The following is a 25,093-nucleotide window of genomic DNA, read 5'->3' on the forward strand; positions in this document are numbered from 1 at the left end:
AATTACCGACTCACGGCCACCGCGGAAGTGTTCATGATGCGCGGAGTGATGAAAACCAGCAACTCGGTCTTGTTGTCGGTGACAAAGTCACGACGGAACAAGCGCCCCAGATAAGGCACGTCACCCAAGAATGGAACCTTCTGTGTGCCCTTGCTTTGCGTATTTTCAAATACGCCACCGATAACAATGGTTTCTCCGTCGGATACCAGAACCTTGGCATTGACCTCATTCTTGTTAATCGGAGGCGCACCCTCGCCAATCCTGCGCTCATAGTCCGCCGAATCCTTGTTGACCTTAACTTCCATGATAATGCGATTGTCAGGGGTGATCTGTGGTGTTACTTCCAAAGACAGCGCGGCTTCTTTAAAGGATGTACTAGTCGCGCCGCTGGAGGCGGCTTCCTGATAAGGAATTTCCTGGCCTCGCAGGATTTTGGCGGTTTCCTTATCCGAGGTTACGACTTTAGGCTGGGAAACAATCTCACCATTCCCAGAACTTTCCATCGCAGAAAGCTGCAAGTCGATGATGGCGCTATCGGTGATGAAACCGATACCAATCCCTGAGGTGCTATTCAGCGCCCCCATATCCACGAACGGCACCGGTGAGCCTGTGTTACCAATAGTCGGACGTGTACAAGTCCCGCCAAACGGCCCGCAATTACCAGCCCCGTCTTCAACACCAGTACTACCATCCTTACCATAAGTACGCCATTTGGAGCCGGCACTGCCCAACGTACCACCCCAGCGAACCCCCAGATCCTTGCTGTAGTTAACGTTAGCCTCAACGATCCGAGCTTCAATTAGCACTTGGCGCACCGCGACATCCAGCTGAGCGACAATACGACGCAACTCATCCAGACGCTCCTGGGTCTGGTAAGCGATGATGCTATTGGTACGCTCATCGACCGTAATCGAGCCACGATCATCCTGCACGCCACCATCAGCACTGGTCACCGACTGGAACAACTTGGCCATATCGGCAGCCTTGGCGTAGTTAACCTGAATCAGCTCGCGGCGCAGCGGTGCCAGCTCGGCAATCTGCTTCTGCGACTCCAGCTCCTGACGCTCACGCGCGGCGATTTCTTCAGCAGGCGCAACCAGCAGCACGTTGCCAATCTGGCGCTTGTCCAATCCCTTGGTTTTCAGCACCAGATCCAGTGCCTGATCCCATGGCACGTTCTGCAGGCGCAGGGTGATATTGCCAGCCACCGTGTCACTGGCGACCAGATTAAGGTCAGTAAAGTCAGCAATCAGCTGCAGTACTGAGCGCACATCGATGTCCTGGAAGTTCAGCGACAGTTTTTCGCCGGTGTAGGCAAAGCGCTCGGCCTGACGCTTCTCGGCATCTTCCGGGGTCAGCGGCTTGACGCTCAGGGTCAGCTTGTTCTCGGTCTGATAGGCCAAGTAGTCGAAAGCGCCGACGGGTTCGATAACGATACTCGCATCATTTCCCGTGCCGCTGGCACTGACGAATTGCACCGGTGTCGCGAAGTCCTTCACGTCCAGGCGCACGCGCAGTGCTTCGGGCAATTGAGTACGGTTGAAATTGAGGATGATCTTGCCACCGCGCTCCTGAATATCAGGGCTCACAGAGGCATCGGACAAATCGATAACAATGTTGCCCTCACCCTGCTCGCCACGCTGGAAGTCGATATTGCTGATCGCCTTGTTCACCGCGCCGAACACCTTGGGGGCGGCCGGAGCGGCGACAGGTGTTGCCGGCTGGGCAGCGGCTGCCGTATTCACCGGGGCAGCAGCGGTCGTGGCAACACCCGCTCCGACCTGTACAAACAGGTTATTGCCTTCAGTACGGGTGTTATACGGCGACAGACTGGTCAAATTGATGATCAGGCGGGTGCGGTCTTTGGCTTCGACAACAGTCACGCTGCGGGCATTGCCCATCCCCAACTCGCGATTCTTGACGCCGAGTTTATTGGCAACCCCTGGCAGATCCAGCGCGATACGCGCGGGTTGCTCGATGGTATAGCCACGCGGAGCCGTGACCGGCTCATCGAAGGACAGCTTCAGCTCGACGCGGTCACCCGGCAGAGCAGCCACATCCAGCGCCTGCAGGTTGGCGGCCAGGACGGCAGGAGAGAGCATAGCCACCAGTAGCGAAATGCTTAGGCGAGAGAGAGAGCTGTTCATGCTTGGGTTCCGTTTGGCAGACCGGTTATTTCTATTCATGCTTCACCTCGCTCCTCAGGAGCGCTCCTTCAGAGTGAGGGTACGGGGGCGTTCGAGCCAGCCACCATCACCGTCAGGGACGATTTCGACCACGTCGATCTTGGCACTGTCGATGGATACGATTCGGCCATCATTGCGTCCCAGGTAATCCCCGACCTTGACACGATGAACGCCGCCCGCCCCGTTAACCAAGGCGAATGAACCGTTGTCGTTGGCAAGCGTACCCACCATTTCGAAGAGCTCGATATTGAACCCCTCGAGAAACTGCTTGACCCGTGTTTCGTCCGGCTTTACTTCCTTGTCGCCTTTCACCCGACTAACCAAATCAATTTTCACGGGCGGCTGGAATGGACTACGCATCGCTGCAGCGCTATAGGTGAAACTCTCGTAAGGCTGAGGCTGAGGGAGAGGCTCGATCTGACCTTTCGGCCGCGCTCTCACTTCGTCCATGTAAGCCTGAAGATCAGTAAAGTCACCGCCACCGCAGCCCCCCAGGCTAAGCAGTAGCATGCTCGACAAGAAGACGCGCTTCATGGCTGTGCTCCCTTGTCGTTGTAGCGATAGGTTTTCGCCAGGATACTCATGCGCAGCTTGGAGGTACTGCCCTGTTCCGCAGGAACGAGCTCGAAATTATGCAGCGTTACGATACGCGGCTGACTGGCAACACCACTGACGAAGGTAGCCAAGTCGTGATAGCCGCCAACCACCTTAATCTGGATGGGCAACTCGATGTAGAAAGGCTGAGTGACTTCCGGTAGCAACTTGATTTCCTCGAACTCCAGACCGCTGTCCAAGCCGGTTCGAGTGATGTCCTCCAGCAAGCCTGGCACTTCAGTGTCGCTAGGCAGCTGCTTGAGCAGAGCACCGAATGACACTTCCGCTTCCTTCATCTGCTCGCGATAGGCCTCAAGGTTGGCCGCTTGAAAGGCCTTGGTAGAGAACTGTTGCTTTAGCGTCCCCTCCTCAGCTTGCAAGCGCTCCAGATTGGCTTGCAAATCCTTCAAATGGAAGTTGTACCCGAGAGCCAGAACAAGCACCACAGTCAGAATGCCAGCAATAACTTTGACTGCTGCAGGCCAAGAGCCGATGTTGTTGAGATCAAGATCGTTGAAGTCGATCTTGCGCAAGCCGGCCAGTGAATCGTTCAGGCTCATGGCTTGACCTCCGTTTCTTGCTTGACTGGTTGCGCTTGCTGAACGGTCAACTGGAAGGTATTGGCCTGATCCACCGCACCAGCTGTAACGGCCTTGACCTCGGTCAGATTGGGCGATGCCAACCAATCGGAAGCGTCCATATCACGCATCAACTTGGAGACCCGACTGTTGGATTCGGCCGCACCGACGATCGCAATGGTCTTGTCGGTCATTTTCACACCAGTGAAATACACGCCGTCAGGCAGCGTTCGCACCATCTGATCAAACACACGGCCAATGATCGGACGATTGCCCTGTAAATCCTGAATAATTTTCATGCGTTCGAGCAACTGCTGGCGGCGCGTGCGCAGTTCACTGATTTCAGCAATGCGCGTATCCAACACAGCAATTTCCTTACGCACATAGTCGTTGCGCGCCTGCTGATTTTCGATTTCGCCATTAAGGTACTGGTCACCCAGGAAAATCAGCGCCGCAGAAGCAATCAGCAAGCCGCCCAGCGAAACCAGAAAGCGCTGCTTGCGCTCTTCGCGCAACTGCTCGCGCCAGGGAAGGAGGTTAATCCGCGCCATCAGTCGAAACTCCTCATCGCCAGGCCGCAGGCAATCATCAGTGCCGGCGCATCACTGGCCAGCGCACCCGCATTGACCTTGCCACTCAGGGCCATGTCCGCGAATGGGTTGGCGACCAACGTCTGGGTGCCGATTTTCTGCTGAATGAGCCGATCAAGATCCGGGATCGACGCCGTACCGCCCGCCAACAGGATGTAGTCGACATCGTTGTACTGGCCGGCGGCGAAGAAGAATTGCAGCGAACGGGAGACCTGCTGCACGAGGGCATCCTTGAACGGCTGGAGCACCTCGCTTTCATAATCGTCGGGCAGGCCACCCTGCTTTTTCGCGAGACCCGCTTCGTCGACGGAAAGGCCGTAGCGGCGCTGAATTTCTTCAGTCAATTGCCGACCACCGAACAGTTGTTCGCGAGTGTAGATGGTACGCCCGTTATGCAGCACGCTGAGCGTGGTCATGGTCGCGCCGATGTCGACCACCGCAACGGTCAGCTCATCATGGACACCACCCAGCTGCTCGGAGAGCAAGTTGTAGGCACGCTCCAAAGCGTAGGCTTCGACATCCACTACTTTGGCAGTCAGACCAGCCAGCGCAAGGGCGGCCTCGCGGACTTCGACGTTTTCCTTGCGGCAGGCGGCCAGCAGCACTTCGACCCGATCCGAGTTGCGCGGGGACGTACCCTGAACCTCGAAATCGATCGCCACCTCTTCCAGCGGATAAGGGATGTACTGGTCAGCTTCCAACTTCAGCTGATTTTCCAACTCGTCATCCGAAAGTCCGGACTCCATCTCAATGGTCTTGGTGATGACCGCAGAGCCGGCGACAGCGACTGCCACCGTGCGCACATTGGTCTTCGCCTTCGTCAGCAAGCGCGACAGCGCCTCACCGACCCCCTCGAGCTCGGCGATATTTTTTTCGACGACAGCATTGGCGGGGAGCGGCTCTACAGCATAAGCCTCTACCTTGTAGCGGCTTCCTGAGCGACTCAATTCGAGGAGCTTGACTGAGGTCGAACTTATATCGATCCCCAAAAGCGTATTCGCTTTCTTACTGAAGAGCCCTAGCACGACCGATTTCCTATTCACATCCATAACTTACGGACGATTTATGTTTTTCCACATTAAATAGCAGACTTGACAGAAGCGCAAATGGCTCCCCAGCAAAAAAAACGCTTATAATGTGATCCGTTTTTGCCTTTTCGCTTTGTCTTCCGCTTAACTCATTCTTTTATCTGGAAATCCAAAAATCTTGATGCGTTTGCTGAAGTTTTTCTGCTGGTCCGTTATCGCTGTTTTTTGTGCGCTATTACTCAGCCTCAGCGGTGCCTTTCTCTATCTGAGCCCGACTCTACCCTCTGTCGATGCCTTGCGCAGCATAGAGCTACAGATTCCGCTTCGGGTCTACAGCAGCGATGGAAAACTCATTGCCGAATTCGGGGAAATGCGCCGTTCACCCATCGCATTCGCCGACATACCGCCTGACTTCACCAGTGCCCTGCTCGCTGCAGAGGACGACAACTTCGCAAACCATTATGGCGTTGATCTTACAAGCCTGATGCGCGCTGCCACGCAATTATTGAAAACGGGGCAAATTCAATCGGGCGGCAGCACCATCACCATGCAGGTGGCGAAGAACTTCTTCCTCACCAGCGAGCGTAGCTTCTCACGCAAGATCACCGAAATCCTCCTGGCCCTGCAGATCGAACGCGAGCTGAGCAAGAACGAAATCCTCGAGCTCTACGTCAACAAGATCTACCTGGGTCACCGTGCCTATGGCATTGAGGCTGCTGCTCAAGTCTATTACGGCAAATCCATCAAAGACTTGAGCCTGTCGCAGCTTGCGACGATAGCCGGTCTGCCCAAGGCACCTTCGAGTTTCAACCCGCTGACTAACCCGACTCGCGCCAAAGAACGTCGAGACTGGATCCTCGGCCGTATGCTCCGGCTGGGCCGCATCGACCAGGCCCGCTACGAGACCGCGCTCGCCGAGCCGGTAGACGCCAGCTACCACGTGAAAACACCGGAAGTGCCTGCCCCTTATGTAGCCGAGATGGCACGTGCCGAGATGGTCGGCCGCTACGGCAGCGATGCGTACACCCAAGGTTTCAACGTCACCACCACGGTGCCCAGCGATCTGCAGATGATGGCCAACCAAGCGCTGCGTGACGGTCTCATCGATTACGACCAGCGCCACGGCTACCGTGGCCCGGAAAGCCGCCTCCCCGGAATGACTCGGGAGACCTGGCAGGCGGAACTGAGCAAACAGGGCACACGGGGCGGACTGGATCCCGCGATCGTTACTCAGGTCGAGAAAAGCGGCATTCTGGTGCTGACTCGTAGCGGCAGCGAAGAAGCCGTGTCCTGGGACAGCATGAAATGGGCTCGCCCCTTCCTCAACACCAACAGCCTTGGCCCACGACCACAGCAACCCGCTGACGTGGTACAGATCGGCGACCTGGTTCGTGTGCAGCGCCAAGACGATCAGAGCCTGCGCTTCGTGCAACTACCCAGCGCGCAGAGTGCCTTGGTTTCCCTAGACCCGCAGAATGGTGCGATTCGCGCCCTGGTCGGTGGTTTCTCCTTCGAGCAGAGCAACTACAACCGTGCCATCCAGGCTAAACGTCAGCCGGGGTCGAGCTTCAAGCCATTCATTTACAGCGCGGCACTGGACAACGGCTACACCGCGTCCAGCCTGCTCAACGATGCTCCTATCGTCTTTGTCGACGATTACATGGATCAAGTCTGGCGCCCGAAGAATGATAACAATACCTTCCTCGGCCCCATCCGCTTGCGTGAAGCGCTGTACAAGTCGCGCAACCTGGTGTCGATTCGCCTATTACAGGCGATGGGCATCGAGCAGACGCTGACCTACATCGAGCGGTTTGGCTTCAACCGCCAGGATCTGCCACGCAACCTGTCTTTGGCGCTAGGTACCGCAAACCTCACCCCCATGGAAATCGCTACCGGCTGGACGACGTTCGCCAACGGCGGGCACAAGGTTCAGCCTTACCTGATCCAACGCATCGACAACCGCCACGGTGATCCGCAGTTCATAGCCAACCCACCTACCGTACCCAACAGTACGCAAGTCGAAGTACCGCCCCCGGTGAATGAAGAAGGCGTAATGAGCACCACAGAGGCTGCTCCGACGCAGCTGCCGGAAGCGCCAGAGCCGCTGGCCGCCGAGCGCATTCTTGACGAGCGCACCGCCTACATCATGACCAGCATGCTGCAAGACGTGATCAAACGTGGCACCGGACGCCGCGCCATGGCACTGGGACGAACCGATCTGGCAGGCAAGACCGGTACCACCAACGAATCGAAAGATAGTTGGTTCTCCGGCTACAACGCCGACTACGTGACGACCGTGTGGGCTGGCTTCGACCAGCCGGAAAGCCTAGGCCGTAATGAGTACGGTGGCACCGTAGCGCTGCCAATCTGGATGGGCTACATGGGCGCCGCGCTCAAAGACAAGCCCAACCATACGCCGAGCGAGCCGGACGGCATCCTCACCCTGCGCGTCGATCCGCACAGCGGCCGTGCAGCAGCACCAGGTACACCGGACGCCTACTTCGAACTGTTCAAGAGCGAAGACTCGCCGCCACCGATGAACGAGCTCGACCCAGGCATGGGCGTGCCAGGCAGCCCACTGCCTGCCGACGAAGCCGCGCCGATCGACCTGTTCTGACGAGGCTCCGGCAACTGCAAGCTCACGCCTGCAGTTGCCGGATCAACGACCACTGCAGAGTCGCAGCGCTCTCACTTGTCTCCACCCACCCCGGCATCGGCAACCGCTGCAGGCCAAAGCCCACCGCATTACTGGCCAGACTATGACTCCTTGCCATAGGTACCTCGCCACTAAAACCGAGCCATGAAAAAACCCGCCGAAGCGGGTTTCTTATTTCACCAGCCGATCACTCAGCCGTTGAACACGTCGTTGACCGACTGCAGCGGGTAGTGCTTTGGATACGGCAGGGTCGCCACACCACTTTCGATAGCAGCCTTGGCCACGGCATCGCAAACCACCGTGATCAGACGGGCATCCATCGGTTTCGGAATGATGTACTCGCGACCGAACTCCAGGGAAATGCCGCCATAGGCGTCGCAGACTTCCTGTGGCACCGGCAGCTTGGCCAGTTCACGCAGGGCATTGGCAGCGGCGATTTTCATCTCTTCGTTGATGCGGGTGGCACGAACGTCCAGAGCACCACGGAAGATGAACGGGAAACCCAGTACGTTGTTGACCTGGTTCGGGTAGTCGGAACGACCGGTGGCCATGATCACATCATCGCGAGTGGCGTGTGCCAGTTCCGGCTTGATTTCCGGATCCGGATTGGAGCACGCGAACACGATCGGGTTGGGTGCCATCAGCTTGAGACCTTCGGCACTCAACAAATCCGGGCCGGACAGACCGACGAATACGTCAGCACCAGTCAGCGCGTCATCCAGAGTACGCTTGGTGGTTTCGGTAGCGAATACCGCCTTGTACTGGTTCAGATCATCACGGCCTGCATGGATCACACCGTTACGGTCGATCATGAAGATGTTCTCGACCTTGGCACCCATGCTCACCAGCAGCTTCATGCAGGAGATGGCTGCGGCGCCAGCACCCAGGCAGACGATCTTGGCTTCCGGCAGGGTCTTACCGGCGATTTCCAGTGCATTGAGCATGCCGGCCGCGGTCACGATCGCGGTACCGTGCTGGTCGTCGTGGAAAACCGGGATATCGCACTGCTCGATCAGGGCGCGCTCGATCTCGAAGCACTCGGGCGCCTTGATATCTTCCAGGTTGATGCCGCCGAAGGTGATGGAGATACGCTTGACGGTGTCGATGAAAGCCTGCGGGCTCTCGGCATCGACTTCGATGTCGAACACGTCGACACCGGCAAAACGCTTGAACAGCACGCCTTTGCCTTCCATGACAGGCTTCGAGGCCAATGGGCCGAGGTTACCTAGGCCAAGAATCGCGGTGCCGTCGGAAATGACTGCTACCAGGTTGCCTTTACCGGTGTAACGGTAGGCAAGCTCCGGATCGCGAGCGATCTCACGCACCGGCTCGGCGACGCCCGGGCTATAGGCCAGCGAGAGATCACGGGCAGTGGCGGTGGGCTTGGTGAGCTCGACGCTCAACTTACCCGGACGGGGCTTCTCATGGTATTCGAGAGCGGCAGTTTTCAGATCAGACATAGTGGCATTTCCGCTTTTTTGGGCTATTGACTGGCAGGCGGCCGAGGATACGCAAGTTGCAGGGACCTGCACAAGACTATGCAGTCAGCCTGCAAACGTGCCTCAACGAACCGTCTTGAACCATTCGCCTGGGCGTGGCTCGCCCTGTGGATAAAGATTATTGAGCAAGCGCAGCCGGCCTTCGCCATCGCCTGAAAGGCCGCTTTCGGCCGCCAGGGCCTTGAGCGTCTGGTCGTTACCCACACGCACCAACTGCAGCCTCAACGGCTCGGCCAGCTTGCGTTCGGCTGCCGGCAAGGATCGGAAACTTTTGATCGCAGCGATGAACTGCGCATCGTCCTCTGCTCGCACTGCGCGGCCCTTGACCGCACCGACGAACAGATACGCCTTGTCGCCTTTGAGGATAGCCGCAACCCGGCGCTGCGCACTACCATCGATCACGCCCATGTGTCCTTGCAGACCGGCCTGCTGCAAAGCCGCCTCGTCGCGCAGTCGATTGCCGCCGATACGCTGACGCAGCAGAGTCGCAGCATCGAGGCTGCCGGGGTTGTCTTCCAGGGTCATGGCAACGAAGACCTGCTCGTCAGGCGAATGACCAATCAACACCTGAGGCTGATTGACGATGCTCCAGCCTTTGGCAAAGGCCAGCGTGAAGTCGAGGTCACGGTGATAGAAGCGCTCACCGCGACGAATGCCGCTCTCGGCCGAATCGCCGAACGGCAGGTTCTGCAGGCGCTGCAGAAAAGCATCACGATTGACCTCCTGCTGCCCGGTCACCAATGCACGCGCCGGCCCGAGGACTTCCTGCAAGCGCCGGTCGTTATCCGGATGGGTATCGAACAAACCATGGTAACCACTGACCGGCTGTTCCTCGCCGCGCCTGGCAGCCTCATCACGGGCGAAATCCTCTTGCTGCTTGAGCACCTTCACCACTTCGATCATCGCCTGTGGGTCATAGCCGCCGCGCGCCAGGTATTGCGCACCCAGACCATCGGCCTCCAATTCCATGTCACGCCCATAACCGCGCACGAAAGCACTGCCCAGAGCGCCGGTCACATCGCCTGCTGCGCCCACGCCAGTTCCCATCGCCACGGCCTGACCGAGAATGCTCCAGGCTGTCGACTGACTTTGTTGGCGCACCCCGTGGCGCGCAGTGACGTGGCCGACCTCATGACCAAGTACCGCAGCCAACTCCGCTTCCGAACCCAGATACGCCAGCAGACCACGGTGGATATAGATGTAGCCGCCGGGCAGAGCGAACGCGTTGATGTCCGGACTGTCGATCACCGTGAAATGGTAGTCCAACTGACCACGGTGACTGTAGCGGGCCACTCGCTCGCCCACGCCTTGTACATAGGACTGCAGCGCCTCGTCGGCGTAGCGCGGGTATTGCTGAAGAATCTGCTGATGGGCATCGCGCCCCAGCGCCAGCTCCTGGGCCTCGCTCATCATCACAAAATCGCTGCGCCCGGTGGCGGGGTTCACCGCACACCCTACCAATGGCGCCAGCACCGATAGCATACAAAGCAGACGCAGCATCATGGCAACACCTCCAGCATGGCCCCGTGGGTCAGCGGCAACATCCAGCGTGCCTGGCCCGTTTTGAGGCCACCACCGCGGGAGCGATCAATCATCCAGCCGCGCCCCTCGATGCGCTTGCCCTGCAGATCACGCAACAGTGCAGGCTCAAAGGTGCCAAGTACCTGTGGCGCGATACGCAGCACCACAGAGTTGCCCAGCTCTATCCAGACGCCACCACGGTTTCGCTCAACCCGCTGCACCTGCCCCTCAAGCAACACAAAGCCGCCGTTGCGAACTGCACGGGCCGACAAGGGCCGCAACTGTGCCCAAAGCCCAGCCCGCGCACTACGAGCCTTGCGCTCGGCTTGGCGATGACAAGCGACCAGGGCCACATTCGGCGTAATCGCCACCAACTGGCCAAAACCCTCGGCCAGCATCTGTGCCTCCAGGTTATTGCCGGCTCTGTCGTAAAGATGGGCCAGGGTTCGGCCGTAACGATCCTGCTTCTGCTCGCCAGTCTTCACGCCCACACGCCCGCCATTGGCCGTGACCAGCTGGCTCAGGCGATCGCGCGCGGCTGCAGCAAACGGCTCCGCGGGCCGCCCCTTGCGCGCCAGTTCTGGGCTGTTGAGGCCAATCAGGCGAATACTGCGCCCATCCGCCAGGCGCACGGTGTCACCATCCACCACACGCTGCACCTTGATCTGCGCCAGCTTGCCTGGCGAGGGGCAGAGCGCGTATGCGGGTAGACAAAGCACAGAAATGAAAAAGGCGCCCACTAGGGACGCCTTCTTCAGTAGCGCGGCACAGCCCATAAGGCCTCCGTCGCTGCGCACAAGCTTACTGCTTGGCGCCGAACATGCCGAAACGCTGCTTGAAGCGATCAACACGGCCGCCAGTATCCAGCATTTTTTGCTTGCCGGTGTAGAACGGGTGGCACTCGGAACATACGTCCAGGCTCAATGGCTTGGCCAAAGTGGAACGCGTGTTGATGACGTTACCGCAGCTGCAGGTAGCGGCGATGGCGACGTATTCCGGATGGATATCGGCTTTCATGATTGTTTCCTCAGGTCTTGTGCCGCCACCAGACTGGATGCCCGGTACCGCACGTAGGTTGGTCGCGGATCATACCAGAGCGTACCGCCGATGCAACTCGGCAGCGGCTACCGGCCGTCGCACATGAGCATGCTAAGATCGCGCCTCGCCCGCCTGGAGCCCTCCGCGTGCCCGACGCCATCCTGCGACTCGCTCTGCCCTCGCCACTGCGCCGCCTGTTCGACTACCTCGCCCCGCCTGGCGTGTCGGCCCGCGACCTGCAGCCTGGCGCGCGGCTGCGCGTGCCGTTCGGCCGCCGCGAGATGATCGGCGTACTGATCGAGGTCAGCGACCACAGCGACGTACCGGCCGACAAGCTCAAGCCCGCCCTGCAACTGCTCGACCTGCAAGCGCCCATGCCACCAGCGTTGCTACGCCTCTGCCAGTGGACGGCGCAGTACTACCAGCACAGCCTGGGCGACACGCTGAGCTGGGCGCTGCCGGTACTATTGCGCCAGGGCGAGCCGGCCGAAGCGCGCCAGGAGCGCTTCTGGCTGATTGCCAAGGACGCGCAACTGGACGACCCACGCCTGACCAGGGCTCCACGTCAGCGTGAAGCGCTGAAGACCATCGCCCAGCACCCCCACGGCGTCGCCCATCAGTTGCTCAGCCAACTGCAGATTAACCGCGACAGCCTGCAATTACTGCAGGAGAAAGACCTGGTGCGCGTCGAAGTGCGCCGCCTGAGCAGCCCCGAGCGCCACGCCAACTGGCTGGCTCAACCGGAGCTGCCACTCAACCCCGAGCAGCGCGCCGCGGCCGAAGCGATACGCGCCGGGCTGGGCAGCTTCAACGCGTTTCTGCTTGCAGGGGTCACGGGTAGCGGCAAGACCGAGGTCTACCTGCAACTGATCCGCGAAACGCTGGAGGCCGGCAAGCAGGCGTTGGTGCTGATTCCCGAGATCAACCTCGGCCCACAGACCCTGGCGCGCTTCGAGCGCCGCTTCAACGCGCGTATCGCCCTGCTGCACTCGGCGGTCAACGACCGCGAGCGCCTTGATGCCTGGCTGGCCGCCCGCGACGGTGAGGCGGATATCATCATCGGCACCCGCTCAGCGCTGTTCACCCCGATGAAGCACCCAGGGCTGATCATCATCGACGAAGAGCACGACGCCTCCTATAAACAGCAGGAAGGTCTGCGTTACCACGCCCGTGACCTGGCCGTGGTACGCGCCCATCAGGAGAACGTACCGATCGTTCTCGGCTCGGCCACTCCCTCGTTGGAGAGCCTGCACAACGCCCATAGCGGCCGCTACGCCCTGCTGCGCATGAATCAGCGTGCCGGTGGTGCTCATCCGCCACGTTTCCTGCGCCTGGATATCAAGAGCCGTCCGCTCGACGCCGGCATGTCGCCACCGCTACAGCAAGCCATCGGCAAAACCCTGGCGGCCGGCCAACAAGTGCTGGTGTTTCTCAATCGCCGCGGCTTCGCGCCCACCTTGCTCTGTCACGAATGCGGCTGGCTCTCGCAGTGCCCACGCTGCGACGCGCGCATGACCGTGCACCAGCGCAGCCGCGAACTGCGCTGCCATCACTGCGGCCACGCCGAACGCCAGCCGAGCAACTGCCCGAGCTGCAACAATGTCGACCTGCGCCCGGTCGGCGCCGGCACCGAGCGCGCCGAGGAGCGCTTGGAAATTCTCTTCCCCGAGGTACCGGTGCTAAGAGTGGATCGCGACAGCACCTCGCGCAAGGAAGCGATGACCACCCTGTTCAACACCGTGCAACGCGGCGAGCCATGCATCCTGGTCGGCACCCAGATGCTCGCCAAGGGACACCACTTCCCGCGGGTGACCCTGGTGGCCATCCTCGACGCGGATGGCGGCCTGTTCTCCGCCGACTTCCGCGCCAGCGAGCGCATGGCCCAACTGATCGTCCAGGTGGCGGGGCGTGCCGGGCGCGCGGAGGAGCCGGGCAAGGTAATCATCCAGAGTCACCTGGCCGACCATCCCCTACTGGTGCAGTTGACCGAGCAAGGCTACTTCGCCTTCGCCGACCAGGCCCTCAGCGAGCGTCGTGCCGCCGGCCTACCGCCGTTCTGTCATCTGGCCCTATTGCGCGCCGAAGCGCACAAGCCTGGCCAGGCGGAAGGATTTCTCGACGAAGCGTGCAACGAAGCCGAGCGATTGCTGGCCGAGCTGGGCCTGACCGGGATCGAGCTGCTTGGCCCAGTGCCTGCACCCATGGAGCGCCGCGCTGGCCGCTACCGAGCCCAGCTGCTGCTGCAAGGCAACGCCCGCGCACCTCTGCACAAGCTGCTCGCCCATTGGCTGCTGGTGCTGGAAAGCCTGCCCAGCGGGCGCGCCGTACGCTGGTCGCTGGATGTCGATCCGATAGACCTTTTTTGAGCGGCAAGCCTCAAGCTGCAAGGCTTGAGGCAACACTGAGGCATGCTTTTACTTGTGGCTGGTGGCTTGCTGCTTGCGGCTGCTTTTATAATGCCCCGTTTTCCACCCACGCTTTCGAGCGGCGCCGCATCTCGCGGCCGAATGAGCAGACCATGAAAGACAGTATTCGCCACCTGATCCAGCAAGCCCTGACCCGCCTGACCGCCGAAGGCGTTCTGCCAGAAGGCCTGAGCCCGACGATCCAGGTGGAGAACACCCGCGACAAGACCCACGGTGACTTCGCCAGCAACATCGCCATGATGCTGGCCAAGCCCGCGGCGATGAAGCCACGCGACCTGGCTCAGAAGCTGATTGATGCGCTGCCTGCAGATCCGCAAGTCAGCAAGGTCGAAATCGCCGGCCCGGGCTTCCTCAACTTCTTCCAGAACAGCGACTCCCTGGCTGAGCGTCTGGAAGCCGCGCTGGCCGACGAGCGCCTTGGCGTACGCAAGGACGGCGCAGTGGAGCGTGTGATCGTCGACCTGTCCTCGCCGAACCTGGCCAAGGAAATGCACGTCGGCCACCTGCGTTCGACCATCATTGGCGACGCCGTGGCGAGAGTGCTGGAGTTTCTCGGCGACGAGGTGATTCGCCAGAACCACGTCGGCGATTGGGGCACCCAGTTCGGCATGCTGCTGGCCTTTATGGAAGAGAACCCGGCCGCCGCAGAAAGCGAACTGGCCGACCTCGAAGGTTTCTACCGTGCCGCCAAGAAGCGCTTCGATGACTCCGCAGAGTTCGCCGAACGCGCCCGCGCCCTGGTCGTACAACTACAGGCCGGTGAGCCGGAATGCATGCGCCTGTGGCACCGTTTCAACAGCATTTCCCTGAGCCATTGCCAGAAGGCCTACGACCGCCTGAACGTCAAACTGACCCCGGCCGACATCAAAGGCGAAAGCGCCTACAACGCCGAGCTACCCGGCGTGATCGAAGCCTTGCGCGAAAAAGGCCTGCTGACCGAGAACAACGGCGCCCAGTGCGTCTTCCTCGACGACTACAAGAACGCCGAAGGCAATCCGCTACCGGTAATCGTGCAGAAGGCTGGCGGCGGCTACCTGTACTCGACCACCGACCTGGCCGCCATGCGTTACCGCAGCCAGCAGCTCAATGCTGACCGCGCGCTGTATTTCGTCGACCAGCGCCAGGCCCTGCACTTCCAGATGGCCTTCGAAGTCGCGCGTCGTGCCGGCTTCGTGCATGAAGGCATGCAGCTCGAACACATGGGCTTCGGCACCATGAACGGTGCCGACGGACGCCCGTTCAAGACCCGCGATGGCGGCACGGTAAAACTCATCGACCTGCTCGACGAAGCTGAAACCCGCGCCTACGAGCTGGTCAAGGAGCGCAACGACCAGCGCGCGGCCAAGGGTGAGACGCCGTTCGACGAAGCCGAACTGCGCGAAATTGGCCGAGTTGTGGGCATTGCCTCGGTGAAGTACGCCGATCTGTCCAAGCACCGCACCAGCGACTACAGCTTCAACTTCGAGCTGATGCTTAGCTTCGAGGGCAATACCGCGCCCTATCTGCTTTACGCCTATACCCGCACGGCAAGCATTTTCCGCAAGCTGGGCAAGAGCGCCGATCAGCTCGACGGCCGCATCGAACTTCAAGCGCCCCAGGAAATCGAACTGGCCGGCAAGCTCGCGCAGTTCGGCGAAGTGCTGGGCGGCGTCGCGGACAAAGGCACACCGCACGTGCTTTGTACCTACCTGTACGATGTTGCCGGGCTGTTCTCCAGCTTCTACGAGCATTGCCCGGTGCTCAGCGCCGAGGACGAGAGCACACGACAGAGCCGCCTGCGCCTTGCCGCGCTGACCGGTCGCACCCTCAAGCAAGGCCTGCAACTGCTCGGCCTGGAAACCCTGGAGCGCATGTAAGTGGCAGCCCGCAAGAAGCCCGCACCGAAACGCGGCGCCAGCCGTTACAAGGCTCCGAGCAAACGCCCGGTACCGGGCTGGATCTGGCTGGCCTGCGGGCTGGTGGTTGGCGTGTTCGCCATGCTGCTGTTCAACCTGCAGCCGGGCAGCGATGCGATCAAGCGCGAGAAACCGCAGCCAGAGCGCGCCAGCACCACGCCCAAGGCGACGCCATCGGCGACCAGCCAGGAACCTGGCAAGCCCAAATACGACTTCTACACCCTACTGCCGGAGTCGGAAGTCATCGTGCCGCCGGACGCCGTACCACCGCCCGCCACGCCGACCCCGCCGCCAGTAACCCCCGAAGAAGCGGCGAAGATCGACGCGGCCCGCGCCCAGGCTGCGCTCAACGGCGAAACCCCGCCGCCAGCTCCGCCCGTTGCGGCACCGACTCCCGCCGTGCAAGCGCCTTTGGCCACGCAGTTCTTCCTGCAGGCTGGCTCATTCCGCCGCAAGGATGACGCCGAAGGCGTGCGCGCGCAGATCACCCTGCTCGGTCAGAACGTACGCGTCGAGTCCGGCACGGTGCGTGACGAAACCTGGCACCGCGTACTGGTCGGCCCGTTCGCCAACCGCGAGCAGCTGGCTCAGTCGCAGAAAGCCCTGGCGGCCAACGGCTTCAGTAACCTCCTGTTGCAACAGCGCCAGAGCCGCTAACGGCAAGGCCCGACACCTCAAGTCGGGCCATTTCCCCTACCGTTCATGCCGACCGGCTTGAAGCGCGCGCAAGCCATCCCCATATAACAGGTCAACCCCGGAGCTGCCGAAGGAGCAAGCCCTTGACCACTATCGTTTCAGTCCGCCGCCACGGCAAAGTCGTCATGGGTGGCGACGGCCAAGTTTCCCTCGGCAATACCGTGATGAAAGGCAACGCGAAAAAAGTCCGTCGCCTGTACCACGGTCAGGTCATCGCCGGTTTCGCCGGCGCCACCGCCGATGCCTTCACCCTGTTCGAACGTTTCGAGTCGCAGCTGGAAAGGCATCAGGGCCACCTGGTTCGTGCCGCCGTAGAGCTGGCCAAAGACTGGCGTACCGACCGTTCCCTGAGCCGCCTGGAAGCCATGCTGGCCGTGGCCAACAAAGATGCCTCGCTGATCATCACCGGTAACGGAGACGTGGTCGAACCCGAGCATGGCCTGATCGCCATGGGTTCTGGCGGTGGCTTCGCCCAGGCCGCAGCCATGGCTCTGCTGCAAAAAGGCAGTGAAGACCTCGACGCCCGCGAGATCGCCGAAACCGCGCTGAAAATCGCCGGTTCCATCTGCGTCTTCACCAATCAGAATCTGACCATCGAGGAGCTGGACTCGGCCATCTAAGCCAGTCCTGATCGGAGCCCGCTCATGTCCATGACACCCCGCGAGATCGTCCACGAACTCAACCGCCACATCATCGGCCAGGACGACGCCAAGCGCGCCGTGGCCATCGCCCTGCGCAACCGCTGGCGGCGCATGCAGCTGCCCGCCGAGTTGCGCGCCGAGGTCACCCCCAAGAACATCCTGATGATCGGCCCGACCGGCGTCGGCAAAACCGAAATCGCCCGGCGCCTGGCCAAGCTGGCCAACGCCCCATTCCTGAAGGTGGAAGCGACCAAGTTCACCGAGGTCGGTTATGTCGGCCGTGATGTCGAATCGATCATCCGCGACTTGGCCGATGCTGCACTCAAGCTGCTGCGCGAACAGGAAATCATCCGCGTACGCCACCGCGCCGAAGACGCTGCCGAGGATCGCATTCTCGACGCCCTGCTGCCACCGGCACGCAACGGTTTCGCCGAGGAAGCTGCGTCGAGCAATGATTCCAATACTCGCCAGCTGTTCCGCAAGCGCCTGCGCGAAGGCCAGCTGGATGACAAGGAAATCGAGATCGAAGTGGCCGACAGCCCTGCCGGTATCGAGATCATGACGCCGCCCGGCATGGAAGAAATGACCAGCCAGTTGCAGAACCTGTTCTCCAACATGGGCAAGGGCAAGAAGAAGAGCCGCAAGCTCAAGGTCAAGGATGCACTGAAGCTGGTACGCGAAGAGGAAGCCGGGCGCCTGGTCAACGAGGAAGAACTCAAGGCCAAGGCCCTGGAAGCCGTCGAGCAGCACGGTATCGTGTTCATCGACGAGATCGACAAAGTGGCCAAGCGCGCCAACGCCGGCGGTGCCGATGTTTCCCGCGAGGGCGTACAGCGTGATCTGCTGCCGCTGATCGAAGGCTGTACCGTCAACACCAAGCTGGGCATGGTCAAGACCGACCATATCCTGTTCATCGCATCCGGTGCCTTCCACCTCAGCAAGCCGAGCGATCTGGTGCCGGAGCTGCAGGGTCGCCTGCCGATCCGCGTCGAGCTCAAGGCGCTGTCGCCCGAAGACTTCGAGCGCATCCTCAGCGAGCCCCATGCATCGCTCACCGAGCAGTATGTGGCCCTGCTGCAGACCGAAGGCCTGGGCGTGGAGTTCGCCGCAGACGGCATCAAGCGCCTGGCCGAGATCGCCTGGCAGGTCAACGAGAAGACCGAGAACATCGGTGCCCGTCGCCTGCATACGCTGCTGGAGCGCCTGCTCGAGGAAGTGTCCTTCAGTGCCGGTGATCTGGCTGGCCAACAAAATGGCGAAGTCATCCGCATCGACACAGCCTACGTCAACAGCCACCTCGGCGAGCTGGCGGAAGACGAAGACCTGTCACGCTACATTCTCTAAGAGCAGCTGCAGGCTGCATGCTGCAAGTCAGAAGCACCCTGCTTCGGCTTTCCTTGCAGCTTGTAGCTTGCGGCTTGGAGCTTCCGCCATGCGCATCCCTTCCTCGATCAAGCTGCACAAGGCGTCGCGCACGCTGGAACTGCAATACGGCAACGATAGCTATAGGTTGCCGGCAGAATTCCTGCGCGTGCATTCGCCCTCGGCCGAGGTGCAGGGCCATGGCAAACCGATTCTGCAAACCGGCAAACTCAATGTCGCGCTGATCGGCATCGAGCCTGCCGGCAATTACGCGCTCAAACTGACCTTCGATGACGGTCACGACAGCGGGTTGTTCAGTTGGGATTACCTTCAGCAACTGGCACTGCGCCAGGACAACCTCTGGCGTGACTACCTGGCCGAACTCGCCGCAGCGGGCAAATCCCGCGACCCCGATGAATCGGTCGTGCGCCTGATGCTTTGACGCGCCGTCCGCGCAACTACTTAACGTGCAAAATGAAAACGCCCGGCACTAAGCCGGGCGTTGTCGTAACAGCACACGACGTCAGGATTGATTGCCGGAAACAGGCACATCGGCAGAGGCCGGCGATACGGCCGGTGCTGCTGTGTTGGCCGGCGCAGCGGTCGCCGGTTTAGCCGCCGCTGGCTTCTTCGCTGCAGGTTTGCTCACTGGCTTCGCCGCTGGCTTGGACGCCGCTTTCACTGCCGGCTTCGCAGCAGGTTTGGATGCTGCTTTCGCTGCCAGCTTGGCGACAGGTTTGGCAGCGCTCTTGCTGGTAGCCGCTGGCTTCGGCTTGGCGGCGACCGCTTTGCTCGCTGGCGCCTTCTTCGCAGTTGCAGGTTTGGCTGCTGCAGCCGTGCCGGCAAGCTTCGATGCCGCTGTCGCCGCAGGCTTGCTGGCGGCTTTATTGGCTGCCGCAGGCTTGGCTGCGGCTTTGCTGGCAACAGGTTTGCTTACCGGCTTGGCAGCAGCTTTCGCAACGGGCTTGGCAGCCTTGGCAGACACACTGGTAAGCGCCTCCAACTGCTTGGTCAGTTGCTCGACCTTGTCATTGAGCGACTTGACCTCATTGCGGCTCGGTACGCCCAAACGCGAGATGGCGCTGTTGAGACGCTTGTCGAAAGCCTCCTCAAACTCGCCCCACTTGCCGATCGCCCGCTCCTTGACTTCATCGACACGGGATTTGGCGCTACCACTCGCAGGCTTCGCTTCGCCAGCATTGCTCTTTGCAGCCTTTTCGGCTTTTTCGCCATCCTTGACCAGCGTGTCGAACAGCTTGGAGCCGTCCTTGCTGACCTTGGAGTATGCACCCAAGCCTGCTAGCCAGATCTGTCGCGAGTAATTTTCAACCTCGCCGATCCACGAGCCCGTCTGTTTCTCGGATTTCTTTTTAACAGCCATCCTGCTCTCCTTATTGGGTACGCGTGACGTGCTCGAGCAACGCGCTCAGCTCATCCAGCGTAGCAGACAGACCTGGGAGGCTTGTCGAGCAGGATGCCGAGCCGTTTAAGGGCGCCTGCCACGCGAGAATCGAAAGTCGGCCCGATCTGTTCGATGCGTGCGACGACCTTATTCTTCACGAAGGACACTCTGCTTCTGACTCCGTCGACTGGGCTGTTGGCCGCATCGACTCCTTCATTGACCCGCATCCCGACGTGCTGTTCCGCGTCACCACCAATCCTGGCCGATTCAGAATGAATTCGAAGCGCCCGCGAACGAGCCGATATGCACGACCCAATCGTGCCGCTGCACCTTGCACCGCTCGTGCGAACAATGAGATTTCAAGACCGCAGTGGGCACAACCGCAGGCACGGCTGAATGACAGTAAGAGGGGAAGTGAAAGCACAATGGTGCAATGAATCGATGCGAGCCGTGGGGTCGCGGGAGATAGCCCGCGAGCACTCCAACTGGGCGTGCTCGCGAGCTTCACGGCAGCTGAATCAGCTGGCGCTAGGCGGGGTTACACCATTGGTATTGCCCGCTGCCGGTGCTGGAGCCGGACTCGACTCGCTGACAGGTTTGCCGGCAGCTGGGGCCACGGCAGCCGGTTTGTCGGCTACGACTGGCTTGGGCACAGGTTTAGCTGCTGGTTTCGCCGGTGCTTTGGACGCGACTGGCTTGGCGGCAGCTGGTTTCGCGGCGGCTTTGGCAACTGGCTTGGCAGCAGCCGGTTTCGCGGCGGCTTTGGCAACTGGTTTGGCAGCAGCTGGCTTCGCGGCGGCTTTGGCAACTGGCTTGGCAGTAGTTGGTTTCGCAGCGGCTTTAGCGGCTGGCTTGGCAGCAGCTGGTTTCGCAGCGGCTTTAGCAACTGGCTTGGCAGCAGCCGGTTTCGCGGCGGCTTTGGCAACTGGTTTGGCAGCAGCTGGCTTCGCGGCGGTTTTGGCAACTGGCTTGGCAGCAGTTGGTTTCGCAGCGGCTTTAGCGGCTGGCTTGGCAGCAGTTGGTTTCGCAGCGGCTTTAGCGGCTGGCTTGGCAGCAGCTGGTTTCGCAGCAGCTTTAGCGGCTGGCTTGACGGCAGCTGGCTTCGCAGCGGCTTTAGCGGCGGGCTTGGCGGCAGCAGTCTTAGCTACAGTTTTAGCAACCGGCTTGGCAGCGGCAGGTTTGGCTGGGGCCTTGCTGCGAGTAGCCAGAACCTTACTGGCAGCTTCACGAACCTTGCCAACGCCCTGGGCCAGTTTCAGGCTTTCCTGAGCATCACGCTTGAGTTGCACGATGTACTGACGGGTTTCGCTCTGGCGGGCCTGCAGCCCATCCAATACGCCTTCCAGCTCGCCGACGGCAGACTTGGCCTTGGACTGAGCCTTGGCTTTGCCTGCAGCAACGGAAGCCTGCAGTTTGCCGCGAGCCTTGTGCAATTTTTCCTGTGCGGCACCGCGCTGTTTTTCCAGTTTGGCGAGCACTTTTTCAGCGTCGACCAAGGCTTGCGAGCAGGCACTTTCGAGATGCTCGAGCAAACTTCCGGAGAGCTGTTGCAGCAGGTGCAGCGGAGTGGTGACCGATTTCTTTTTCACGTTTTTCGTGGCCGACATGGCGCGCCTCCTGGCGGATGAGATGAAGCCATATTAGACCTGTGAATTTGCGCCCGCTAGCAGCGCTTTGCAAGCACATGCGTACAGCAAGCGGAGCGAGCACCCGCACACAAAATCAGAGGAGACGAAAACGCCGCGAACTCGCGCGGCGTTGGTCGTCATACAGCGGCAGCGGTGGCCTGCTGTTTGTGGGCAGTGTGCAACACTTCGATCAGGCAGTCTTCAAGCTCGAAACGCTCGTGCAGCATTTGACCGAGGCGCTTGAGCTCGGCACTCACCGCATCGATGTCACCGCAGTCGCCTCCATCGCAACGATCATTGAATGCAAGTGCAGCTTCAGTGATCACTTCGAGGCGCGGGTAGATCTGCTTGGCCAGCTCGAGACCGCGCTGGTCACCGAACGCTCGGGCCTCTTCGGTAAGTTGCTGGTAGACCTCGAAATGCCCGGCGGAAACGTAGTCAACGAGGATTTCGCAGAACCGCTGCATGACGGCCTTGTCACTGACATCGTCAATGGCTGCGTAGGCCTTGATCAGTTCAGCGCGCTCCTGCAACCAACGATCGATCAACAGGTTTACGCCGCCCCACCGTTCCTGTGCATTCTGGCAACTTTCGAGCATGGTGATCTCCCTCCCTTATCGGTATTTCCTGTAGGCATCCGGGCAACGATCATCGTTCAGCAAGTCGTCGTCGCCCCGAATCGGAAGTTGGCTGATCGCCCCTATCGGCAGCATTCACCTGCTGCCGCTTTGGTGTGAGCCCTGCTCGTGCACCGACAACGACGAAAGCGTCACGTACCGATCCCTGAACGTGCAGCCGAGTCTGGACACTAGCATGATTCGTATTGCAGTCCGAACACTCATTTCGGCTCAGGTTGTGGGCCCTCACCCAAGGCATCAAAGCGCCTCGTCATAAACGCCGGTGCAGGACCGGCAGGTCATCACGGGTCAACTTGCAGGGCGCACAGCGTGCGGCTCGACGGTAGCGACCGCGGGAACGCTGACGACCTGCCCACTGAGGCGGCGATCGAGCAGGCCGAGACCTTCCTGAAACAAGCGGTTACTACGTTCCACGTCGCCCAGTTGCGCGAGCAGCCGTGCAAGCTCGGCACAGGTTTCCGGATGACGCTCTAAGGTCAAGCTGCTCTCGAAATAATCGCGGGCCTTGCCCCACAGCTGGTTATGCAGGCTCAGACGACCAAGGGTCAGCAGCAAGCCGGCATCGTTGGGGTGCTGTTTCAGCCAGCCCTCGGCAGCCTGCAATTGGCGGGCAGGATCACGGCCATGCAGCAGGCCGTACAGACGCGCCAGGCGACTGTCGTATTCGCGATTCAGTGCCTTGCTGAGCAATTCCTCGGCCCCCGGTTCGGCCCCCAGCATACGCAGACGATCGGCATATACCGCAAGCAGTTCGGGCTCGCCGCGCAGGTTGGGCGACAGTCGCTCCCAGGCCTGCGCCAGCGAAGGCAAGGTGCTTTCATCGGCAGCGTTCAGGTCTATGGCAGTGAGGTATTCACGCCAGGCACGACGCTCCAGCATCATCAGCTCGGCAGGAGCCAGCGCTTTCTCCTTGCGCAACACCGGCAGCAGCTTGAGCAGTGCCTGCCAGTCGCCACGTCTCACGTACAGATCCTGCAATTGGCGCAGCACCTGCGGGTTTCGCGGATGGCGCTCCTGCATCACCAGCAGGGTTTCCTGAGCGGTCTCCACTTGCCCACGCGCCAGTTGCAGCTCGGCATGGGTCAGGGCGATGGCCAGCTCGGCATTCGGCTGACGCTCCAGCGCCTCGCCCAGTAGCGCATCACTTTCCTCGTAATGCTCGAGATTGTGGGCGGCACGCGCGGCGCCGAGGTAGTGAATCAGCGGCTGCGGCTCATTGCGCGCGATTCGACTCAGGTGCGTCTGGGCCTTGGCCCAGCGGCCCTCGATCAGCTCCTGAAAGCCATGTTCCGAGGCACTGCGCACACGGCGTTCACGGTGCAGGCGCGACCAGGGATTGACCAGCCCAAGCGATGTCAACAACGCACGAATGACCAGGCGCAGCAGCCACAGCGTCAGCCATACCGCCACGATCAGCAGCACGAATGCCCACAGCGTCGACTCGTAGCGGAAGCCCTGGTAGGCGAACAGCACATAGCCCTTGTGTTCGGAGATGGCCAGGCCAAGCAGCGCCAGGCCACCGATCACCACCAGGGCGAGCAGCAGCAGGTAAACGCGCTTCATGGGCGCTCCTCCTCGTTGCCAGCTGCCTCATCGGTCGGCGCATTCTTGAGACGCTCACGTGCCGATTGCTTGTGCTCGATGTAGGCCTGCACCGCGTTGAGTGACTGAGTCAGCTCGGGCACCTCGACTTCGATGGGCTTGTCGACCAGTTCGCCAACCCGCGTGCGCAGGGCACGGCTATCGGGATTGTCACGATTGAAGTTGGCGTCGAGTACCTCGCCAGCCTGCTGCAGCGCCTGACGATAGACCTGGGTCTCGCCGTGCAGCGCCGCCCACTGCGCCTGTTCGAGCGCAAGACTCAGTGCCAGGCGTACCTGGGTCAGGCTTTGCCCGGCAAGCAGCGGGCGAATGTTCTGATCGGCATTGAAATCGAGACGGAAGTACTGCGACAGCGTCTGCAGACCATTACTCCACCAGGTGCCTGGCGCGCTGTCCGCAGCCAGTTCACCGAGCACACCACCGTCTGCCACGAATTTCGGATTCAGCGAGTTCAATTGCGACGCCTGCTCGCGCAGGGCACCAAGTTGCAGGAATAGCCCTGTACGATCCGGGTTTTCGGTCGAGCGCAGCGCCTCCAGGCTCCTGGCCAGTTGCTCGCGAGCCGCGAACGCTGCCGGGTCATCCTGATCACGGACAATCTCGTCGGCCGCCTGCACCAGCGCCGTGGCGCTGTTGGTGTCCTGCAACGCCGACAAGCGCAGACTAGCCAGACGCAGCAGATGTTCGGCCTCGGCCAGGCGCCAGTCCTGACGGCTGGCGCCGAGAACGGTTTCCAGGCGCTGGTTGAGCAGTTGCTGATCCCCCTGCAACTGGGCCACCAGGCGACGGCGCTCTTCCAGCTCTTCAACTGTCGGCAGTTGCCCAAAGCGGTTGTCGAGGCTGTTGGTACGCTGCGACAGCGCCTGGGTCTGGCTACGCGCCTCCTCGAGCTGCCCTGACTGCTGCGCCGCGTCGGTCTGCAAGGCACGCAGTTGCCAGGCGCTCCAGCCACCGACACCGACGCCGATCGCGCCGATAAGCAGGGCCACGGCCGCCAACGCAGAGCCCCGCGAGGCGGGCCTGGCTTCGCCGGCAGCCGGAGAAGATTCGAGGGCGGGTTGTACAGGCTGCTCCTGCTCTTTCGGGGTAGTCGCTTCGCTCACGTATCCATCC

21 protein-coding genes are annotated in these 25,093 nt (G+C 60.9%); 7 read left to right on the plus strand and 14 right to left on the minus strand.

What is annotated here, in order from left to right:
• Nucleotides 1–2 precede the first annotated feature (2 nt).
• From ACZ3GY_RS17390 to ACZ3GY_RS17410, 5 genes are read right to left on the minus strand one after another with little or no spacing between them, the layout of a single operon-like run.
• Nucleotides 3–2,147 carry a type IV pilus secretin PilQ gene (locus ACZ3GY_RS17390; RefSeq protein WP_465911292.1) on the minus strand — a complete coding sequence of 715 codons (2,145 nt, stop codon included), beginning with the start codon at nt 2,145–2,147 and terminating at the stop codon, nt 3–5.
• Nucleotides 2,148–2,201: 54 nt separating this feature from the next.
• Entirely contained in the window at nt 2,202–2,720 is a 519-nt protein-coding gene (gene pilP, locus ACZ3GY_RS17395) for a type 4a pilus biogenesis lipoprotein PilP (RefSeq protein ID WP_463562579.1), read from the minus strand.
• Nucleotides 2,717–3,340 (minus strand): type 4a pilus biogenesis protein PilO, encoded by a 624-nt coding sequence (gene pilO / locus ACZ3GY_RS17400; protein WP_463562580.1) that lies wholly within the window; start codon nt 3,338–3,340, stop codon nt 2,717–2,719. Before pilO ends, pilP begins: the two co-directional genes overlap by 4 nt.
• A complete protein-coding gene (locus tag ACZ3GY_RS17405) occupies nt 3,337–3,909 on the minus strand; it encodes a PilN domain-containing protein (protein ID WP_465911293.1) in 573 nt (190 codons plus the stop codon). The genes pilO and ACZ3GY_RS17405 overlap by 4 nt, the downstream gene beginning before the upstream one ends.
• Nucleotides 3,909–4,973, minus strand: coding sequence for a pilus assembly protein PilM (locus tag ACZ3GY_RS17410; RefSeq protein WP_463562582.1), 1,065 nt, complete (start codon nt 4,971–4,973; stop codon nt 3,909–3,911). The genes ACZ3GY_RS17405 and ACZ3GY_RS17410 overlap by 1 nt, the downstream gene beginning before the upstream one ends.
• Before the next feature lie 181 nt (nt 4,974–5,154).
• Here ACZ3GY_RS17410 and ACZ3GY_RS17415 point away from each other — a divergent pair, with 181 nt between their 5' ends.
• Nucleotides 5,155–7,593 (plus strand): penicillin-binding protein 1A, encoded by a 2,439-nt coding sequence (locus tag ACZ3GY_RS17415; protein ID WP_465911294.1) that lies wholly within the window; start codon nt 5,155–5,157, stop codon nt 7,591–7,593.
• Nucleotides 7,594–7,823: 230 nt separating this feature from the next.
• Here the strand turns inward: ACZ3GY_RS17415 and ACZ3GY_RS17420 are convergent, their stop codons facing one another.
• The 4 genes from ACZ3GY_RS17420 to rpmE all read right to left on the minus strand — a co-directional run bounded on the left by ACZ3GY_RS17420 (nt 7,824) and on the right by rpmE (nt 11,669).
• Nucleotides 7,824–9,092, minus strand: a complete 1,269-nt coding sequence (locus ACZ3GY_RS17420) for a malic enzyme-like NAD(P)-binding protein (RefSeq protein ID WP_465911295.1) — start codon at nt 9,090–9,092, stop codon at nt 7,824–7,826.
• A 102-nt stretch (nt 9,093–9,194) separates the two neighbouring features.
• Nucleotides 9,195–10,631 (minus strand): M48 family metalloprotease, encoded by a 1,437-nt coding sequence (locus ACZ3GY_RS17425; RefSeq protein WP_465911843.1) that lies wholly within the window; start codon nt 10,629–10,631, stop codon nt 9,195–9,197.
• Entirely contained in the window at nt 10,631–11,428 is a 798-nt protein-coding gene (locus tag ACZ3GY_RS17430; RefSeq protein ID WP_465911296.1) for a thermonuclease family protein, read from the minus strand. Before ACZ3GY_RS17430 ends, ACZ3GY_RS17425 begins: the two co-directional genes overlap by 1 nt.
• A 25-nt stretch (nt 11,429–11,453) precedes the next feature.
• The gene (gene rpmE / locus ACZ3GY_RS17435; RefSeq protein WP_463562586.1) at nt 11,454–11,669 is read right to left on the minus strand and encodes a 50S ribosomal protein L31; all 216 of its coding nucleotides are present in this window, start codon (nt 11,667–11,669) and stop codon (nt 11,454–11,456) included.
• A gap of 167 nt (nt 11,670–11,836) precedes the next feature.
• Here rpmE and ACZ3GY_RS17440 point away from each other — a divergent pair, with 167 nt between their 5' ends.
• The 6 genes from ACZ3GY_RS17440 (at nt 11,837) to ACZ3GY_RS17465 (ending at nt 19,152) form a co-directional block, all read left to right on the plus strand.
• Complete coding sequence (locus tag ACZ3GY_RS17440; protein WP_465911297.1) at nt 11,837–14,056, plus strand: primosomal protein N'; 2,220 nt, start codon at nt 11,837–11,839, stop codon at nt 14,054–14,056.
• A 152-nt stretch (nt 14,057–14,208) separates the two neighbouring features.
• A complete protein-coding gene (argS, locus tag ACZ3GY_RS17445; protein WP_465911298.1) occupies nt 14,209–15,972 on the plus strand; it encodes an arginine--tRNA ligase in 1,764 nt (587 codons plus the stop codon).
• On the plus strand, nt 15,973–16,668 hold the full coding sequence (locus tag ACZ3GY_RS17450) for an SPOR domain-containing protein (RefSeq protein WP_465911299.1): 696 nt from the start codon (nt 15,973–15,975) through the stop codon (nt 16,666–16,668).
• A 122-nt stretch (nt 16,669–16,790) separates the two neighbouring features.
• Nucleotides 16,791–17,327, plus strand: coding sequence for an ATP-dependent protease subunit HslV (gene hslV / locus ACZ3GY_RS17455; protein WP_225837659.1), 537 nt, complete (start codon nt 16,791–16,793; stop codon nt 17,325–17,327).
• 24 nt (nt 17,328–17,351) lie between these two features.
• Nucleotides 17,352–18,692 carry an ATP-dependent protease ATPase subunit HslU gene (gene hslU, locus ACZ3GY_RS17460; protein WP_465911300.1) on the plus strand — a complete coding sequence of 447 codons (1,341 nt, stop codon included), beginning with the start codon at nt 17,352–17,354 and terminating at the stop codon, nt 18,690–18,692.
• An 88-nt stretch (nt 18,693–18,780) separates the two neighbouring features.
• Nucleotides 18,781–19,152 (plus strand): gamma-butyrobetaine hydroxylase family protein, encoded by a 372-nt coding sequence (locus tag ACZ3GY_RS17465; RefSeq protein ID WP_465911301.1) that lies wholly within the window; start codon nt 18,781–18,783, stop codon nt 19,150–19,152.
• An 81-nt stretch (nt 19,153–19,233) separates the two neighbouring features.
• Here ACZ3GY_RS17465 and ACZ3GY_RS17470 read toward each other — a convergent pair whose 3' ends face one another.
• The 5 genes from ACZ3GY_RS17470 to ACZ3GY_RS17490 form a co-directional block, all read right to left on the minus strand.
• Nucleotides 19,234–20,091 (minus strand): phasin family protein, encoded by an 858-nt coding sequence (locus ACZ3GY_RS17470; protein WP_465911302.1) that lies wholly within the window; start codon nt 20,089–20,091, stop codon nt 19,234–19,236.
• Nucleotides 20,092–20,630: 539 nt separating this feature from the next.
• Nucleotides 20,631–21,719, minus strand: a complete 1,089-nt coding sequence (locus tag ACZ3GY_RS17475; protein WP_465911303.1) for an AlgP family protein — start codon at nt 21,717–21,719, stop codon at nt 20,631–20,633.
• A 158-nt stretch (nt 21,720–21,877) separates the two neighbouring features.
• Nucleotides 21,878–22,339 carry a sigma D regulator gene (gene rsd / locus ACZ3GY_RS17480; RefSeq protein ID WP_465911304.1) on the minus strand — a complete coding sequence of 154 codons (462 nt, stop codon included), beginning with the start codon at nt 22,337–22,339 and terminating at the stop codon, nt 21,878–21,880.
• Nucleotides 22,340–22,666: 327 nt separating this feature from the next.
• Nucleotides 22,667–23,941, minus strand: coding sequence for a heme biosynthesis HemY N-terminal domain-containing protein (locus ACZ3GY_RS17485; RefSeq protein WP_465911305.1), 1,275 nt, complete (start codon nt 23,939–23,941; stop codon nt 22,667–22,669).
• Nucleotides 23,938–25,083 carry a uroporphyrinogen-III C-methyltransferase gene (locus ACZ3GY_RS17490; protein ID WP_465911306.1) on the minus strand — a complete coding sequence of 382 codons (1,146 nt, stop codon included), beginning with the start codon at nt 25,081–25,083 and terminating at the stop codon, nt 23,938–23,940. Before ACZ3GY_RS17490 ends, ACZ3GY_RS17485 begins: the two co-directional genes overlap by 4 nt.
• Nucleotides 25,084–25,093 lie beyond the last annotated feature (10 nt).

This window comes from Pseudomonas sp. PME37.24/006, from assembly GCF_055556635.1.

Coding starts and splice junctions, on each gene's coding strand:
- ACZ3GY_RS17390 (WP_465911292.1), bottom strand. CDS start 2,147: ATGAACAGCTCTCTCTCTCGCCTAAGCATTTCGCTACTGGTGGCTATG.
- pilP (WP_463562579.1), bottom strand. CDS start 2,720: ATGAAGCGCGTCTTCTTGTCGAGCATGCTACTGCTTAGCCTGGGGGGC.
- pilO (WP_463562580.1), bottom strand. CDS start 3,340: ATGAGCCTGAACGATTCACTGGCCGGCTTGCGCAAGATCGACTTCAAC.
- ACZ3GY_RS17405 (WP_465911293.1), bottom strand. CDS start 3,909: ATGGCGCGGATTAACCTCCTTCCCTGGCGCGAGCAGTTGCGCGAAGAG.
- ACZ3GY_RS17420 (WP_465911295.1), bottom strand. CDS start 9,092: ATGTCTGATCTGAAAACTGCCGCTCTCGAATACCATGAGAAGCCCCGT.
- ACZ3GY_RS17425 (WP_465911843.1), bottom strand. CDS start 10,631: ATGCTGCGTCTGCTTTGTATGCTATCGGTGCTGGCGCCATTGGTAGGG.
- ACZ3GY_RS17430 (WP_465911296.1), bottom strand. CDS start 11,428: ATGGGCTGTGCCGCGCTACTGAAGAAGGCGTCCCTAGTGGGCGCCTTT.
- rpmE (WP_463562586.1), bottom strand. CDS start 11,669: ATGAAAGCCGATATCCATCCGGAATACGTCGCCATCGCCGCTACCTGC.
- argS (WP_465911298.1), top strand. CDS start 14,209: ATGAAAGACAGTATTCGCCACCTGATCCAGCAAGCCCTGACCCGCCTG.
- hslU (WP_465911300.1), top strand. CDS start 17,352: ATGTCCATGACACCCCGCGAGATCGTCCACGAACTCAACCGCCACATC.
- ACZ3GY_RS17465 (WP_465911301.1), top strand. CDS start 18,781: ATGCGCATCCCTTCCTCGATCAAGCTGCACAAGGCGTCGCGCACGCTG.
- ACZ3GY_RS17470 (WP_465911302.1), bottom strand. CDS start 20,091: ATGGCTGTTAAAAAGAAATCCGAGAAACAGACGGGCTCGTGGATCGGC.
- ACZ3GY_RS17475 (WP_465911303.1), bottom strand. CDS start 21,719: ATGTCGGCCACGAAAAACGTGAAAAAGAAATCGGTCACCACTCCGCTG.
- rsd (WP_465911304.1), bottom strand. CDS start 22,339: ATGCTCGAAAGTTGCCAGAATGCACAGGAACGGTGGGGCGGCGTAAAC.
- ACZ3GY_RS17485 (WP_465911305.1), bottom strand. CDS start 23,941: ATGAAGCGCGTTTACCTGCTGCTGCTCGCCCTGGTGGTGATCGGTGGC.